This window comes from Streptomyces odontomachi, from assembly GCF_024435355.1.
Lineage (GTDB): Bacteria > Actinomycetota > Actinomycetes > Streptomycetales > Streptomycetaceae > Streptomyces > Streptomyces odontomachi.
Genome location: NZ_JAMJWG010000003.1, coordinates 62,955 through 77,868, shown reverse-complemented (window position 1 = coordinate 77,868; position 14,914 = coordinate 62,955). Strand labels below are relative to the sequence as shown.

The window sequence follows — 14,914 nt, the reverse complement described above, 5'->3', positions numbered from 1 at the left end:
CGGCGACGGAGGAAGGGTGACCGATGGCGAACACCGCACTGACGCGACCGGTGGCCGACCGCGCACCGGTCGGCGCCGGGGCGACGGCCCAGCGGCGCCGGCGCCGCCGTCGTGACCGCACGGCCTATGTCTTCCTGTCGCCGTGGGTCATCGGCGCGAGCCTGCTGACCATCGGCCCGATGCTGGCGTCGCTCTACCTGTCGTTCACCGACTACGACCTGTTCGACGCGCCGAAGTGGGTCGGGTTCGACAACTACGTCAAGATGTTCGGCGAGGACGACCGCTACTGGCACGCGGTGACGACCACCCTGGAGTACGTGGTGGTCTCCGTGCCGCTCAAGCTCGGTCTCGCGCTCGCGGTCGCCGTGCTCCTGAACAAGCGCCGGCGCGGCACCGGCTTCTACCGTTCGGCCTTCTACGCCCCGTCGCTGCTCGGCGCCAGCGTCAGCGTCGCCCTGGTGTGGCGGGCGATGTACGGCGACGGCGGTGTCGTCAGCCGGGTGCTCGGCGCCTTCGGGCTGCACACCGGCAGCCTGGTGGACCAGCCCCGGTACGCCCTGCTGACCGTGATCGCGCTGGCCGTATGGCAGTTCGGCGCCCCGATGGTGATCTTCCTGGCCGGCCTGAAGCAGGTGCCGCGCGACCTCTACGAGGCGGCAGCCCTGGACGGTGCAGGGCCGGTGCGCCGGTTCTTCGCGGTGACGCTGCCGATGCTCTCCCCGGTGCTGCTGTTCAACCTGGTGCTGGAGACCATCCACGCCTTCCAGTCGTTCACCAGCGCCTTCATCATCAGCAGTGGCCGCGGCGGACCCAGCGACTCCACGCTGCTGTACACGCTCTACCTCTACCAGCGCGGCTTCACCGACTTCCGGATGGGCTACGCCTCCGCGATGGCCTGGGTGCTGCTGATCGTCGTCGCGCTGATCACCGCGCTGCTCTTCGCCAGCGCCGGCAGGTGGGTCTTCTACGCGGGGGAGGACAAGCGATGAGCGCCGAGGCGACGACGGTGACGGCGGTCCACGGGCCGGCCGGTGCCCGGAAGCGGTCGGCGGGCCGTGCCGGCCGTTCCGTGCTCTGGCACGTGCTGGTGGTGGCCGTCGTCCTGCTGCTGCTCTACCCGGTCGGCTGGCTGGTCTCCACCTCGTTCAAGCCCGCCGACGAGGTCCTCTCCAGCCTGGCGCTGCTGCCCGAGCACGGCACCACGGGGAACTACACCGAGGTCCTCCACGGCGTCGCCGGGTACGGCGTCTGGCGGTACTTCGGCAACTCGCTGGCCGTCTCGGTGGGCGCGGTGGCCGGGAACGTGCTGTCCTGCTCGCTGGCCGCCTACGCCTTCGCCCGGCTGCACTTCCGCGGGCGCGGACCGCTGTTCGGCTTCATGATCTGCACGATCATGCTGCCCCAGCACGTCGTCCTGATCCCGCAGTACATCGTGTTCCAGAAGCTCGGCATGGTGAACAGCTTCTGGCCGCTGATCCTGCCGAAGTTCCTCGCCACCGACGCGTTCTTCGTCTTCCTGATGGTGCAGTTCATCCGGACGCTGCCGCGCGAGCTGGACGAGGCGGCCACCGTCGACGGCTGCGGCCCCTACCGGACCTTCGGCCATGTCATCCTGCCGCTGCTGCGGCCGGCCCTGATCACCACCGCCATCTTCACGTTCATCTGGACCTGGAACGACTTCTTCACCCAGATGATCTACCTCAACGACCCGGCCAAGTTCACCGTCCCGCTGGCCCTGCGGATCTTCATCGACCAGACCGGGAACTCCGCGTTCGGCCCGATGTTCGCCATGTCGGTGCTGGCGCTGGTGCCCATCGGGCTGTTCTTCCTCGCCTTCCAACGGTTCCTGGTGGACGGCGTGTCCACGTCGGGGCTGAAGGGCTGAGGGGGCCGAAGGCGATGGAAGCGGCTCCCGATCCCTCCTCCGAAGGACTGCTGCGGCACCTGCGGCTGCCCGCCGAAGTGCTGCTCGTCGGGGTACTGGTCTGCGTCGCCGCGCTCCCGGTGGTGACCTCGCTGGCGGCGGCCGGCGCCGGTGCCGTCCTGCTGCGGGAACTGGTGGCGGACGACCGCACGCCCACCGTCCGCCGTTTCCTGCACCTCGTCGGCGGCGCGCTGCGGCAACCGGTGGCGCTGCTCGCCCCGTTCGCGGTCGCCGCCGTCGCCGCCCTGGACACCCTCGCCCTGCTCGCCGGCCTGCCGGGCGGCACGGTCACGGGGCCGCCCCTGGCGCTCGCGCTCGTCGCGGTCCTGCTCACCGGGGTGCGCGCCGCGGCCCGGTGGCGGCCGGGCGACAGCTGGCGCACCGTGCTGGCCGAGGCGGCGCCGCTGGTGCTGCGTGACTGGCCGGGCAGCCTGATGCTGGTCGGCGCCCTCGTGGTGCTCGGCGTGGTCGCCGCGCACGCACCGGCGTTCGTCATGGTCCTGCCCGGTCTGCTGGTCATGGCCGGGGTGGCGGTGGAACGGCGCACGCGGCGGCCCGCACGATCGCGCTCCTGACGATGACATGACTCCGGTGCGGCCCGCGGGGGAGGCGGACCGCACCGGAGCGCGTGCTCGCACGCGATCAGCGGTCGGCAGGACGCGTCATCCCCGACCGGGCACGGCCGCCGCCGACTTGCTGCCGATGCTGCCGGGCACCGAAAGCAGCGCGTTGTACCAGACGTTGGCCATCTTGCTGTAGCCACTGGCGTTGGGGTGCACCCCGTCACCCGCCAGGTCGGACAAGGTGAGTGCGTCGTACATGTCGACCATGTGGACGTGCTTGCCGGCGTTCACCTTGTTCTGCACGATCCCGGGGATGGCCGCGTTGAAGGAGCGGACGATCGAGTCGTCGAACGCGAGTGGGGTGATCTGCGCGACGAACACCTCGGCGTCCGGTGCCGTGGCCGTGATGTGGTCGAGCAGGGTGGAGAGCCGGGACGGCGCGCCGCCGGGGTCGCTGCCGTAGATGTCGTTCGTGCCGATGTGCAGCAGGATGGTGTGCGGCGTGGAGGCGCGCAGCCAGTTCACCACGTTCTGGTCGATCTGGGCGATGGTCCACCCGGAGTGGCCCTCGTGGTCGTGGTCGCCGAGGCTGCTGGGGCCGTTGTACAGCGAGCCGACGAAGTCGACCTTGTAGCCGCCCGACACGAACTTGTTCCAGAGGTCGATGCGGTAGCCGCCCGGCACGGTGATGCCGTCGGTGATCGAGTCGCCCAGCGGCATGACCTTCACCCCGCCGTTGGACTCGGTGGTCCCGGCCTGGGCGGTGGTGGCGGTGGTGGTGAGCAGCGCGAGCATCATGGACGCGATCGCGATGAAGCCGGTGAGCAGACGTTTCGTTCTTGCCATGCTCCGTCTCCTTTCCATCTCCTTGAAGGCCCTCCTTCGCGGAGGACCAGGTCAGGCGGGCAGCCGGCATGGCGCCGCCGAGGGGTGGTTCGGGGGTGTAGCGGAGCCGGTCGGCCCGGGGCCGACCGTCGGCACCGTCGGTCTGGCGGTTCCGGCGGTACCCGCAGCGTCGCGGCTTCAGCGGTACCGGTGATGGCTGAGGCGGTGGCGACCCACGGTGAAACATCTCGGAGTCTGCCCCCGATTGTTTTCGTCCTGCAAGAGCCCCTGCGGGGCGAGTTCACGGCCCGAGCGAGGCGACCGCCTCGGAAAAGCCCTGCTGTAGTGCGAAGATGACGCCCTCTCAGGGGTCAAGATGCGCGAAAGATTTCGGGACCGGGGGCGGGCTGGTCCCCTGTCCCAGGTCGTGCAGAAGGTATTGACGTGCCCTGGGGGCCGCTTATTATCGCATGCTGTCCGGATAATCGGCCATCGTTCGAGATGTCGAATGCGCGCGGCCTTCGGAGGAGTCCGGTACTACGTGAACGGCCAATGGGACGGCTCCGCCGTGAAGTGGACCGACGACTGGGACCTGTCGACCACCGGTCTCCAGGTCGGACGCGACGGCACCGGCGCCGCGGGCAGCGAGTACTTCGCCGGCGCGGTCGAGGAGGTGCGGGTGTTCGACGGTGCCCTGGGCAGCCAGTCGGTCGCGCAGCCGGCCGGGTGGCCGTCGGGCAGTGATGTGGGCGGCGCCGTGGCCTGATCGCCGTTGCTGCGGGCCGACGTCGTTCGTGCGGGCCTACGCGGGCCATGAACCCGTCGGCCCGCTCGCCTGCACCCCCTTACAACCCGTCCGCCTCGATGAGCCGGCTGTCCGGTTCGGTCGGGTCGGCCTGGTTGACCCGTCGTCGCATCGCCGGAAGGCGCTTGGCGAGGAGGGTGATGCCGAGCATGTCGACCAGGGCCAGGGCCGCCATCGGCAGCCACGTGGCGGCCGGGCCGTGGGCGAGGAGGGTGGTCATGAGGACCGGGGTGACCACGTCGCCGATGCTGAAGGCCATCTGGGAGAGCGAGTTGTACCGGCCTCGGCTCGCCGCGGTGGCGCAGTCGTTGACGATGGGGGAGACGACCAGGCTCTGGATCAGTTCGCCGACGGTCATCAGGACGACCGAGGCGAGCGCGAGGCAGATGCTGAACGCGGCGGACCGTACGTACGCGCAGCAGAGCACCACGACGTACGCGCCGCCGACGACGGCCTGCGAGGCCAGCAGGCTGCGGTGCCGGCGGCGGCCCGTGATGGCAGCGCCCACGGGGGTGGCGCCCGCCGCGCTGAGTACGGCGTTGACCGCCAGGACGGTGCCGGGGATCCACGGCGGCAGGTGCACCGTGTCGACCAGGAAGACGGGGACGGCCAGGCCGAACGCGAGCGAGAGCAGCGCCAGGCCGAAGTTGAGGGCGACGAAGCCCAGGAACGGGCGGTCTCGGAGGGTGGTTGCCCAACTGGCCGGGGGCTCCGGGAGATCGGAGTCGTCCAGGCCGTTCCCGGCGGTGGGGGAGGACGAGTCGCCTGCCGGGTGGGCACCGCGCGCGGCGTCCAGCCGCGTCAACACCGCCGCCACCGCGAACGACACCGCGTTGACCGCGACGATCGCGAAGTACCCGTTCTTCCCGCCGACCGCCACGGCGAGGCTCGCGCCCAGCGCCCCGACGCCAAGACCCGCATGGCGCAACGTGGTGATCAGGGCGAACCAGGACTCCTGCTGCTTCCCTTCCGCCACGTCGTGCACGAGGGCCGGATAGGCCACCCAGAACGCCGAGTTGCCGACCTGCACCACGATCGCCGCGACGAGCAGGTGGGCGAAGGAGGAGTCCACCAGGAGGTAGTTGAGGAAGCCGATCGCCTGGGTGACGTTGGAGACGATCACCGTGGTGCGGGCGCCGAAGCGGTCGCAGAACATGCCGGAGGCCGGGGTGGCCGGTATGCGTATCAACGCGGCGATGGACAGGGCAAGGCCGACCCTGCCGAGGGTCAGGTCGGTCGTCGCGGTGAAGTAGAGGACCGAGAAGGGCAGGAAGAGGCCCGTGCCCAGGGCGTCGATGGACAGTGCCGAGAACAGTCGTCGGTGGCCGCGGGCGTCGGGGAGCCATGCGCGCACGGTGGAACCCTTTCGGGACGATCCAGCCGCACCGCGCTGCCGTGCAGCGTCTCGTGCGACCCCACCCCGAAAAGGGCAAGACGACTAACGTATGAAGGGCCTGATCGGCGGGTCAAGTCATTATCGGTGCCCCTCCGGCCCCGGCTCGTCGAACCGCGCGAGGTCCCGCAGCCACACCTGTGCCGTGCTGTCGGACGGTGCGCGCCAGTCGCCGCGCGGCGAGAGGGAACCGCCGGCCGACACCTTCGGCCCGTTCGGCAGGGCCGAGCGCTTGAACTGGGCGAACCCGAAGAAGCGGCGGCAGAAGACGTCCAGCCAGTGCCGGATGGTCGGCAGGTCGTAGGCCTTCCGCTTGGGGTCGGGGAAGCCGGGCGGCCAGACACCTGCGTCGCGGTCGTGCCAGGCGTGCCAGGCCAGGAAGGCGATCTTCGACGGGCGCATGCCGTGCCGCAGCACGTGGTGGAGCGTGAAGTCGTGCAGCGCGTACGGGCCGATCTTGTCCTCCGTGGACTGGAGTTCCTCCCCGGGGACGAGCTCGGGGCTGATCTCCGTGTCGAGGATCGCGGTCAGCGTCTCGCCGGTCTCCTCGTCGAACTGCTCGCTGCTGACGACCCAGCGGATGAGGTGCTGGATGAGCGTCTTCGGCACACCGGAGTTCACGTTGTAGTGGCTCATCTGGTCGCCGACGCCGTACGTGCACCAGCCCAGCGCCAGCTCGGACAGGTCACCGGTGCCGAGCACGATGCCCCCGCGCTGGTTGGCCAGCCGGAACAGGTAGTCGGTGCGCAGGCCCGCCTGCACGTTCTCGAAGGTGATGTCGTACACCGGCTCGCCGGCGGAGAACGGGTGGCCCATCTCCTCCAGCATGGTCCGTGCGGTCGGCTTGATGTCGAGTTCGGCCGCGGTGATGCCGAGGGCGCGCATCAGCTTGTGGGCGTTGCCCCTGGTGTGGTCGCTGGTGGCGAAGCCGGGCATGGTGAAGCCGAGGATGTCGCTGCGCGGGCGCCCTGCACGGTCCATCGCGCGGGCGGCGACGATCAACGCGTGCGTGGAGTCGAGGCCACCGGACACCCCGATGACGACCTTCGGGCCGCCGATCGCGGCCAGCCGCTGCTGGAGGGCGGCGACCTGGATGTGGTACGCCTCGTAGCAGTCCCGGGCGAGACGGCTCGCGTCGGCCGGCACGAACGGGAAGCGCTCGACCCGGCGCCGCAGCCCGAGGTCGGTCCGCGGCGGGTCGAGCCGGAACGCGATCTGGCGGAAGCCGTCGGTGCGGGCGGCGTGGGTGCGGCGGTTGTCGTCGAAGGTGACCGTGTGGTGGCGCTCCTGCCGGAGCAGGTCGAGATCGACGTCGGCCACCGCGTACTGGTCGTCGAGCGGGAAGCGGTCCGTCTCGGCCAGCAGCACCCCGTTCTCGTAGATCATCGTCTGGCCGTCCCAGGACAGGTCGGTGCTCGACTCGCCGAGACCGGCCGCGGCGTAGACGTACGCGGCGAGGCAGCGCATGGACGCCGACCGGCAGAGCAGCCGCCGGTCATCCTCGCGCGCGACGGTGATCGGGCTGCCCGAGAGGTTGGCGAGGACGGTCGCGCCGGCCAGCGCCGCCTCCGCGCTCGGCGGTACCGGAATCCACATGTCCTCGCAGATCTCCACGTGCAGCACCAGGCCGGGGACGTCCTGGGCCGCGAAGAGCAGGTCGACGCCGAACGGGACCGTCGCGCCGCCGACGGTGATCGTTCCACCGCGCTCGTCGTCGCCCGCCGCGATCTGCCGCTTCTCGTAGAACTCGCGGTAGTTCGGGACATACGACTTGGGCGTGATGCCGAGGATCCGGCCGCGGTGCACGATGACCGCGCAGTTGTAGATCCGGTGGCGATGGCGCAGCGGGGCGCCGACGACGAGCACCGGCAGCAGCTCCGCCGAGCGGGCCACCACCGTCGCAAGCGCTGTCTCGACCTCGTCGAGCAGCGCGTCCTGCAACAGGAGGTCCTCGATCGAGTAGCCGGTCAGGCAGAGTTCCGGGAAGACCGCGACGGCGACGCCCTCCTGCGCGCAGCGGTTCGCCAGCCGCAGTACCGCCTCCGCGTTCCGCTGCGGGTCGGCGATGGTGGCGTGGCCGGTGCACGCGGCGACCCGCGCGAAGCCGTGCTCGTAGATCGACCAGAAGTTCATCGGCCCTCCGTGTCCTGTCACCGGGCGTCCAGCCACGGCCTGCGCCCCGGCCCGGTCGGGTGGGTACCCGTGACGCCCATGACGACCGAGTAGAGGCTGGTCTCCGCCGTGATGAAGAGACGGTTGCGCTTGGCACCGCCCCAGCTGATGTTGGCGACCGCCTCGGGAACGTTGAGCCGCCCGATCAGCGTGCCGTCGGGGTCGTAGCAGTGCACCCCGTCGTCCATCGCGCCCACCCAGAGCCGGCCGGCGTCGTCGAAGCGGATGTTGTCGAAACGGGCCCGCTCCCGGGGCGCGGCCTCGGCGAAGACCGCACCGTCCGACAGCGTGCCGTCCTCGCGCACGTCGAAGACCCGGATGACGCCTCCCCGGGTGTCGGAGACGAACAGCCGCCGCTCGTCGGCCGAGAAGACCAGGCCGTTCGGAGCGCCGAAGCAGTCGGCGACCAGCCGCACCTCGGCGGTGGCCGGATCTATGCGGTAGACGTTGTTGGCCCCGATCTCGCTCTCCGCGCGGTAACCCTCGTAGTCGGTGAGGATGCCGAAGTCCGGGTCGGAGAACCAGATCGAGCCGTCGGACTTCACCGTCGCATCGTTCGGGCTGTTCAGGCGCTTGCCCTGCCAGCGGTCGGCCAGCACGGTGAGGGTGCCGTCGTGCTCGGTCCGGGTCACCCGGCGGTTGCCCTGCTCGCAGCTGATCAGCCGGCCCTCGCGGTCGAGCGTGTTGCCGTTGGTGTGGCCGGCGGTGCGGCGGAAGACCCTGACCTCGCCGGTCTCCTCGTCCCACCGGAGCATCCGGTCGTTGGGGATGTCGCTCCAGATCACCTGCCGCCAGGCGGGCAGGTAGATCGGGCCCTCGGCCCAGCGGCAGCCGGTGTACAGGAGCTCCAGGCCGTCATCGCCGTTCATGCAGCGACCGGTGCGGAACCGGTCGTCGAGCATCTCGTACAGCGGTGCTGCGTGCTCGCTGGTCATGCGGGTCCTTCCCAGCCGGACGGGTGCCGAATACCGTGCGCCGAGCGTCGAATGTGCTTCGGCTCATAGTGAAGACTGCTGGATGACGTATGGTCGCTGCAAGGTCGGTCCGAACGGAGAGTCGTGGATCACAGAGTCATGGATCACATAGATCGTGCCCTGCTGGCACATCTCCAGCAGGATGCCACCCAGTCCTACGCCACACTCGGCCAGGCCGTGGGCCTCTCCGCCGGTGCGGCCCACGAACGCGTGCGGAAGCTGCGGGAGCAGGGTGTCATCCGCCGCACCGCCGCCGAGGTGGACCCGGCGGCGGTCGGCGGCGGCGTGCTGACCTACGTGACGGTGGACTCGACGTCCTGGATGGGTGACTCCGCGGAGAGCTTCGCCGCGCTCCCCGAGGTCGTCGAGGCGCACGTCATCGCCGGGAGCGCCGCGGTGCTGGTGAAGGTCAGGACCGCGAGCACCGGGCAGTTGCAGGACGTGCTGAGGCGGATATACGCCATCGACGGGGTGAGCGGGACGCGGGCCACGGTGGTGCTGGAGACGTTCTTCGAACGGCCGGTGTCTCCCGGCATCGCCGATCAGGGGTGAGCCACGGGGTGCCACATGGGGTGCCAAGGAGGCTCGGGGGACTCAGGGGGCCCGAGGGGGCCTGTCACACCCGCCGCCTATCCTGCCGGCGTGTCTGACGATCGTTTGGTTCTGAGCAGCGCGGCTCCCGGCGAGCACCGGATCGACGACCTCGCCGTGGTCGACGTCGACGGGGCGCCGCTGGTGGTGTGCACCGGCTTCTACACGGTGTGGAGCTGGGCGCCGTTGCAGGACGCATGGCTGGAACGGCCCCTGGCGTACGCCTTCGCCGAAGATCCCCTCGCCGCCGCGTACCCGGACGCCAGGAACGACGTCGACTCGGTCGCCGTGGCCGTCTCCGACGGGCGGGTGGTCGTGGCCGCCGGCGGCGATGAGCAGGGACCGGCCGTCTGGGACCTGGCCAGCGGCGCGTTGCTCCGCGGGGCGTCCTACGACGAGCCCTACGTCTCGTCCATAGCCGCGGTGCGGGGGGAGGGCCCAGCCCTGTTCGTGGTGGGCAGCGGGGTCCACTGGGACGGGCTCCGGGTGCTGGGACCGTCCGCCGACGTGCCTTCGGTGGAGCTGGACGCCGGCTCCGTCTGGGGCCTGGCCAGCGCACGGATAGACGGCCGTCCGCTGGTCGCCGGGGGCGGGGAGGAGGAGGTGGCGGTCTGGGACGTGGCGAACGGTGCCGAGGTCGCCTCGTTCCACCTGGACGACGAGCAGCGGGCCTACGCCGTCGCCTTCTCCCGGCTGAACGGCGGCCCCGTCGTCGTGGCGGGCACGGACTCCGGAAACGTCTACGCGTTCGACCTCTCCGGGGACGAGGACGACGATCCGATCCACGAACCCCTGACCGGCCACGAGGGTGAGATCAACGCCCTGGACGTCGCCACGGTCGGTGACCGGGCCATCGTGGTGACCGGTGGCGCGGACGGGACCGTGCGGTTCTGGGACCTCGCCGGCGGGCGCCCCGCCGGACCCCCGGCGACCGGTCACGAGGCGAGCGTCGAAGCCGTGACGATCACCACGCTGCGGGATCGCCCGGTCGCCGTGACCGCGGGCCGGGACGGGGTCGTACGGGTCTGGGACCTGTCCTTCTGATCTCGGGTGGGCACGGCGCATCGTCAGCGCCGCCTTCGACGCGGTGTACAACGGGGCCACCACCGACGACTCGATCCGCGCCGGATCGGCCGAGCGCGAGCCCGCGGAGTGAGTGCGCGGAGTGCGCCCGCGGAGTGCGCCCGCGGAGTGAGTGCGGCGCGCTACCGGTCGTGCATGAGGTGCCCGCGGGCGGATCCGTCCTCGGTCCCGGTGGCGGTGGCGGTGGCGGCTTTGTCGGGGACGAGGACGAGGTTGAGGATGTGGCGGGTGCGGCCGTCGCCCGGGGTGGTGCGGGTGCGGCGGGCGACGGCGGCTTCGATCTCCTCGACGAGCTCGGTGAACTCGTCGTCGGTCAGCCAGACCGCACCCTGCCGGTAGAGGACGCCTTCCCGGGGCGGGTCGGCGTCGTCGCGGGAGAGGTAGCGGTCGAAGTCGCCCATCATGGCGCCGGTGAAGACGGTGAAGGCCTGCCGGTGGTCGTCCTTGGTCATGCTGGTGCGGGTGTCGTCGTCGACGAGAACCTCTTCCTGGCGGATCCGGTAGCTGCGTTCGATGGTGCCTCGGATCCGCCGCTCGCTGACCACTTCCAGGATGCCGGCCTGCGCAAGGGTGGCGACGTGCCGGTACATGGTGGCCGCGGAGACGTCGGGGAGCCGGGCGCGTAGCTGAGCGGTGGTCAGCTCGTCGGCGCCCAGCAGGGTTTGCAGGATGCGCGCCCGTACGGGGTGGAGCAGAAGGTTCGACGGTGCCATGCGTTCATGATCTCATGTTTGATAACGTTCTCGAAATTGAGAACAATGGGGGCTTACGGCCGGCCTGGCATGGGTGGCGCCACGTGGCGCCAGATGGTGCCACCCTGGCGCTTTTGGCGACATCGCCGACCGGTGCCGGCCGGAGTCAATCCAGTGTCACTGGTTGGCGCCATCCGGTGCCACATGGCGCCTTCGGAGGCGCGTGAAGCCGTGCGACGCCGCGGAAACTCGCCTCGTCGATGTCATGTTTCCGCAGTTCAGGGGCGACTTTCTGGCGGCCCTCCCGAGGTGGCGCCATTCGGGCTTGCGTATGGCGCCATGGTGGTGCCATCATGGCGTCATGGACCTCACCCCGTACGTCGACACTCTCCGCCGTGAACTTGCGGTGGCCGCCGAAGCCGGTGGCGATGAAGCTCGTGAGTTGGCCGAGAGGCTCACCGCTCCCTTGGAGTCGGCGACCCGGCTGACCATGCTCAACGTGCTCTCCGCCGCGATGGACGAGATCACCCGTGAACTCGCCCCCGGCTCGGTCGACGTACGGCTGCGCGGGCTCGACCCCGACTTCGTGGTCACACCGCCGCCCATCGACGTCGGCGGCCCCGTGGAGCCGGCCCCGCCCGTCGAACCGCTCACGACCCCGATCCCCGCCGACGCCGACGAGGGCGGCACCGCCCGCGTGAACCTGCGGCTGCCGGCCCACCTCAAGGCCCGCGCCGAGGAGGCCGCGACCCGCGAGGGCCTGTCGGTCAACGCGTGGTTGGTGCGCGCCGTGTCGGCCGCGGTCGACGGCAGCACCCGGCCGCGTACGACGGAGAAGAGCCAGAGCCTCGGACAGAGCTTCACGGGCTGGGTGCGCTAACCGCGGCCCCCGCCCAGGCGCACCACCACTTCACCCGCACCGCCGCTTCACCCACACCGCTTCACCCGCACCGCCGCTTCGCCCACACCACTTCATTCACACCACGTCCCACCAGCGGGGACGCCCCGAAGACCCAAGAGGACGGGACAGCCATGCCTTCTTTCGACACCCCCGAACCGATCTCGGCCACGGCGCACGTGGAGGCCGGTTCCATCCAGTTCACCGCGAGCGACCGCTCCGACACCGTCGTCGAGGCGCGGCCCCGTGATCCGAAGCGGGACCTGGACGTGCGTGCGGCCGAGGCGACCGAGGTCACCTACGTGAGCGGCGCCCTGACCGTCAGGACGCCCAAGGGCAATCTGTTCGGGCTCGGCCGCACCGGCACCGTGGACGTGACGGTCGAACTGCCCTCCGGCTCGCGTATCGACATGACCGGCGCCTGGGCCCAGGTGCTCGGCGAGGGCCGCCTGGGCAAGGTCGACGTGAAGACCTCGTCCGGCGACGTCCGCCTCGACACCACAGGACCGCTCCACTTGAAGGCGTCGCACGGCTCGATCACCGTGGATCGGGTCGAGGGCGCGGCCGAGATCACCACCAGCTCCGGCAGCCTGCGCGTCGGCCTCGTCGACGGCACCGCCGTCCTGAAGAACTCGCACGGCACCACGACCGTCGGCGCCGTCACCGGCGAACTGCGCGTGAGCGGCGCCAACGGTGACATCGAGATCCGGCGCGCCGAGGGCTCGGTCACCGCCACCACCGCCCACGGCACCCTCCGCGTGGACGAGGTGGCCCGCGGCACCGTCCAGTTGGAGACCTCCTACGGCGCCATCGACATCGGCGTCCGCGAGGGCACGGCCGCCTGGCTCGACGCCAGTTCGGCCTCCGGCCAGGTGCGCAACGCGCTCACCGCGTCCGGTGCCCCGGAGGAGACCGAGGACACCGTCAAGATCCGCGCCCGCACCCGGTACGGCAACATCGACGTCCGCCGCGCCAAGACCGCCGCCTGATCCCAGCGGCCTCCGCCTCAACTCACCTACGTCGTCGGCGCCTTCAGCCTTCCAACGCCCTCGAAAACGTCCTCGGAAACGTCCTCGACGACATCCTCGACAACGCCCTCGAACGGGAGGACTCCATGCCTTCTTCTGTCATGTCCACGTCCAAAAGGCGAGGAGGCGATCACTCGTCGCCCGCCGCCGTCTCCACTGTCGGCCTGCGCAAGTCGTACGGCGACAAGACCGTCCTCGACGGGATCGACCTGCGTATCCCGACCGGGTCCGTGTTCGCGCTGCTCGGGCCGAACGGGGCCGGCAAGACCACCGCCGTGAAGATCCTTTCCACGCTCATCACCGCCGACGGCGGCCAGGCCCAGGTCGCGGGCCACGACATCGCCACCGACCCGCAGGCCGTGCGTGCCGCGATCGGCGTCACCGGGCAGTTCTCGGCCGTCGACGGGCTGATCACCGGCGAGGAGAACATGCTCCTCATGGCGGACCTGCACCATCTCTCCAAGCGGGAGGGGCGGCGGGTCACCGCCGAGCTGCTGGAGCGGTTCGACCTCACCGAGGCCGCGAAGAAGCCCGCCTCCACCTACTCCGGCGGCATGAAGCGCCGCCTGGACATCGCCATGACCCTCGTCGGCAACCCGCGGATCATCTTCCTCGACGAGCCGACCACCGGTCTCGACCCGCGCAGCCGCCACAACATGTGGGGGATCATCCGCGAACTCGTCGCCGACGGCGTCACCGTCTTCCTCACCACCCAGTACCTGGACGAGGCCGACGAACTCGCCGACCGCATCGCGGTGCTCAACGACGGCGTGATCGCCGCGGAGGGGACCGCCGACGAGCTGAAGCGGCTCATCCCCGGCGGACACGTCCGGCTCCGCTTCACCGACCCGGCCGCGTACCGGTCCGCCGCGTCCGCGCTGCGTGACGTCACCCGGGACGACGAGGCACTGGCGCTCCAGATCCCCAGCGCCGGCGGCAGCCAGCGTGAGCTGCGCGTGATCCTCGACCGGCTGGACGCGGCGGGCATCGAGGCCGACGAGCTGACCGTGCACACGCCCGACCTCGACGACGTGTTCTTCGCGCTGACGGGCTCCACGGTGCCCGTCCAGTCAGCCCAGTCAGCCCAGTCAGCCAGGTCATCCGAGTCCGACCCGTCCGACCCGTCCGACCCCTCCGACCAGCCTAAGGAAACCGTCCGATGAGTTCCGTCTCCCTCGCCGTGCGCGACTCCTCCACCATGCTGCGCCGGAACCTGCTGCACGCGCGGCGCTACCCGTCCCTCACCCTGAACCTGCTGCTCACCCCGATCATGCTGTTGCTGCTCTTCGTCTACGTCTTCGGCGACACCATGAGCGCGGGCATCGGCGGCGGCGGTCCGGACCGCTCCGCGTACATCGCCTACATCGTCCCGGGCCTGTTGCTGATGACCATCGGAAGCACCGTGGTCGGTACCGCGGTCTCCGTCTCGAACGACATGACCGAGGGCATCGTCGCCCGCTTCCGCACGATGGCGATCCACCGCGGCTCCGTGATCGTCGGACACGTCATCGGCAGCGTGTTGCAGTCCATCATCAGCGTCGTCCTCGTCGGCGCCGTCGGCGTCGCGATCGGGTTCCGCTCCACCGACGCCACCGTCCTGGACTGGCTCGCGGCCCTCGGGCTGCTGGTGCTCTTCGCCACGGCGCTCACCTGGATCGCCGTCGGCATGGGCCTGATCAGCCCGAACGCCGAGGCCGCCAGCAACAACGCAACGCCCCTGATCCTGCTGCCGCTGCTGTCCAGCGCCTTCGTCCCCCTCGACACGATGCCGGGCTGGTTCCAGCCGATCGCCGAGTACCAGCCGTTCACCCCGGCCATCGAGACCCTGCGGGGGCTGCTGCTCGGCACCGACATCGGCCACAACGGATGGCTCGCGGTCGTCTGGTGCGTGGCGCTGACCGTGCTCGGCTACTTCTGGTCGACCTCGAAGTTCAACCAGGACCCGAGGTGACCCGACCCCACCTGA

General features: G+C 70.4%; 15 protein-coding genes. 10 read left to right on the top strand and 5 right to left on the bottom strand.

Annotated elements, in window-relative coordinates; all coding sequences use genetic code 11:
- Positions 1-23: 23 nt before the first annotated feature.
- Genes NQO67_RS08245 through NQO67_RS08235 form a run of 3 tightly spaced genes read left to right on the top strand, consistent with a single transcriptional unit; the run spans position 24 to position 2,499 of the window.
- Positions 24-989, top strand: coding sequence for a carbohydrate ABC transporter permease (locus NQO67_RS08245; protein WP_255948728.1), 966 nt, complete (start codon positions 24-26; stop codon positions 987-989).
- Positions 986-1,885: a carbohydrate ABC transporter permease gene (locus NQO67_RS08240; RefSeq protein ID WP_255948726.1), complete on the top strand. Its 900-nt coding sequence runs from the start codon at positions 986-988 to the stop codon at positions 1,883-1,885. The genes NQO67_RS08245 and NQO67_RS08240 overlap by 4 nt, the downstream gene beginning before the upstream one ends.
- A 14-nt stretch (positions 1,886-1,899) precedes the next feature.
- A complete protein-coding gene (locus NQO67_RS08235; RefSeq protein WP_255948724.1) occupies positions 1,900-2,499 on the top strand; it encodes a hypothetical protein in 600 nt (199 codons plus the stop codon).
- 87 nt (positions 2,500-2,586) lie between these two features.
- Here the strand turns inward: NQO67_RS08235 and NQO67_RS08230 are convergent, their stop codons facing one another.
- Entirely contained in the window at positions 2,587-3,333 is a 747-nt protein-coding gene (locus NQO67_RS08230) for an SGNH/GDSL hydrolase family protein (RefSeq protein WP_255948722.1), read from the bottom strand.
- 355 nt (positions 3,334-3,688) lie between these two features.
- Here NQO67_RS08230 and NQO67_RS08225 point away from each other — a divergent pair, with 355 nt between their 5' ends.
- The gene (locus NQO67_RS08225) at positions 3,689-4,078 is read left to right on the top strand and encodes a LamG-like jellyroll fold domain-containing protein (protein WP_308295631.1); all 390 of its coding nucleotides are present in this window, start codon (positions 3,689-3,691) and stop codon (positions 4,076-4,078) included.
- A gap of 79 nt (positions 4,079-4,157) precedes the next feature.
- On the opposite strand, the gene NQO67_RS08220 is transcribed toward NQO67_RS08225, so the two are convergent.
- The 3 genes from NQO67_RS08220 to NQO67_RS08210 form a co-directional block, all read right to left on the bottom strand.
- Entirely contained in the window at positions 4,158-5,471 is a 1,314-nt protein-coding gene (locus tag NQO67_RS08220; protein WP_255948718.1) for an MFS transporter, read from the bottom strand.
- A 120-nt stretch (positions 5,472-5,591) separates the two neighbouring features.
- Entirely contained in the window at positions 5,592-7,643 is a 2,052-nt protein-coding gene (locus tag NQO67_RS08215) for an NAD(+) synthase (protein WP_255948710.1), read from the bottom strand.
- 17 nt (positions 7,644-7,660) lie between these two features.
- A complete protein-coding gene (locus NQO67_RS08210) occupies positions 7,661-8,617 on the bottom strand; it encodes an SMP-30/gluconolactonase/LRE family protein (protein WP_255948699.1) in 957 nt (318 codons plus the stop codon).
- A 138-nt stretch (positions 8,618-8,755) separates the two neighbouring features.
- On the opposite strand from NQO67_RS08210, the gene NQO67_RS08205 reads away from it, so the two are divergent.
- Both NQO67_RS08205 and NQO67_RS08200 read left to right on the top strand, forming a co-directional pair.
- Positions 8,756-9,208, top strand: coding sequence for an Lrp/AsnC family transcriptional regulator (locus NQO67_RS08205; protein ID WP_255948697.1), 453 nt, complete (start codon positions 8,756-8,758; stop codon positions 9,206-9,208).
- Positions 9,209-9,298: 90 nt separating this feature from the next.
- Positions 9,299-10,291, top strand: a complete 993-nt coding sequence (locus NQO67_RS08200) for a WD40 repeat domain-containing protein (protein WP_255948695.1) — start codon at positions 9,299-9,301, stop codon at positions 10,289-10,291.
- A 161-nt stretch (positions 10,292-10,452) separates the two neighbouring features.
- On the opposite strand, the gene NQO67_RS08195 is transcribed toward NQO67_RS08200, so the two are convergent.
- Positions 10,453-11,043 carry a helix-turn-helix domain-containing protein gene (locus tag NQO67_RS08195; RefSeq protein WP_255948693.1) on the bottom strand — a complete coding sequence of 197 codons (591 nt, stop codon included), beginning with the start codon at positions 11,041-11,043 and terminating at the stop codon, positions 10,453-10,455.
- 340 nt (positions 11,044-11,383) lie between these two features.
- Here NQO67_RS08195 and NQO67_RS08190 point away from each other — a divergent pair, with 340 nt between their 5' ends.
- The 4 genes from NQO67_RS08190 to NQO67_RS08175 all read left to right on the top strand — a co-directional run bounded on the left by NQO67_RS08190 (position 11,384) and on the right by NQO67_RS08175 (position 14,899).
- Positions 11,384-11,902: a toxin-antitoxin system HicB family antitoxin gene (locus NQO67_RS08190; protein ID WP_255948691.1), complete on the top strand. Its 519-nt coding sequence runs from the start codon at positions 11,384-11,386 to the stop codon at positions 11,900-11,902.
- A gap of 152 nt (positions 11,903-12,054) precedes the next feature.
- Positions 12,055-12,909, top strand: a complete 855-nt coding sequence (locus NQO67_RS08185; protein WP_255948689.1) for a DUF4097 family beta strand repeat-containing protein — start codon at positions 12,055-12,057, stop codon at positions 12,907-12,909.
- Between the two features lie 125 nt (positions 12,910-13,034).
- On the top strand, positions 13,035-14,111 hold the full coding sequence (locus NQO67_RS08180) for an ATP-binding cassette domain-containing protein (RefSeq protein WP_255948687.1): 1,077 nt from the start codon (positions 13,035-13,037) through the stop codon (positions 14,109-14,111).
- On the top strand, positions 14,108-14,899 hold the full coding sequence (locus NQO67_RS08175) for an ABC transporter permease (RefSeq protein WP_255948667.1): 792 nt from the start codon (positions 14,108-14,110) through the stop codon (positions 14,897-14,899). The genes NQO67_RS08180 and NQO67_RS08175 overlap by 4 nt, the downstream gene beginning before the upstream one ends.
- Positions 14,900-14,914 lie beyond the last annotated feature (15 nt).

What these genes read in the sequence shown, in the direction of transcription:
- NQO67_RS08240 (WP_255948726.1), top strand. Translation starts at nt 986, where the DNA reads ATGAGCGCCGAGGCGACGACGGTGACGGCGGTCCACGGGCCGGCCGGT.
- NQO67_RS08205 (WP_255948697.1), top strand. Translation starts at nt 8,756, where the DNA reads ATGGATCACATAGATCGTGCCCTGCTGGCACATCTCCAGCAGGATGCC.
- NQO67_RS08210 (WP_255948699.1), bottom strand. Translation starts at nt 8,617, where the DNA reads ATGACCAGCGAGCACGCAGCACCGCTGTACGAGATGCTCGACGACCGG.
- NQO67_RS08175 (WP_255948667.1), top strand. Translation starts at nt 14,108, where the DNA reads ATGAGTTCCGTCTCCCTCGCCGTGCGCGACTCCTCCACCATGCTGCGC.
- NQO67_RS08230 (WP_255948722.1), bottom strand. Translation starts at nt 3,333, where the DNA reads ATGGCAAGAACGAAACGTCTGCTCACCGGCTTCATCGCGATCGCGTCC.
- NQO67_RS08195 (WP_255948693.1), bottom strand. Translation starts at nt 11,043, where the DNA reads ATGGCACCGTCGAACCTTCTGCTCCACCCCGTACGGGCGCGCATCCTG.
- NQO67_RS08180 (WP_255948687.1), top strand. Translation starts at nt 13,035, where the DNA reads ATGCCTTCTTCTGTCATGTCCACGTCCAAAAGGCGAGGAGGCGATCAC.
- NQO67_RS08225 (WP_308295631.1), top strand. Translation starts at nt 3,689, where the DNA reads ATGCGCGAAAGATTTCGGGACCGGGGGCGGGCTGGTCCCCTGTCCCAG.
- NQO67_RS08215 (WP_255948710.1), bottom strand. Translation starts at nt 7,643, where the DNA reads ATGAACTTCTGGTCGATCTACGAGCACGGCTTCGCGCGGGTCGCCGCG.
- NQO67_RS08235 (WP_255948724.1), top strand. Translation starts at nt 1,900, where the DNA reads ATGGAAGCGGCTCCCGATCCCTCCTCCGAAGGACTGCTGCGGCACCTG.
- NQO67_RS08190 (WP_255948691.1), top strand. Translation starts at nt 11,384, where the DNA reads ATGGACCTCACCCCGTACGTCGACACTCTCCGCCGTGAACTTGCGGTG.
- NQO67_RS08245 (WP_255948728.1), top strand. Translation starts at nt 24, where the DNA reads ATGGCGAACACCGCACTGACGCGACCGGTGGCCGACCGCGCACCGGTC.
- NQO67_RS08185 (WP_255948689.1), top strand. Translation starts at nt 12,055, where the DNA reads ATGCCTTCTTTCGACACCCCCGAACCGATCTCGGCCACGGCGCACGTG.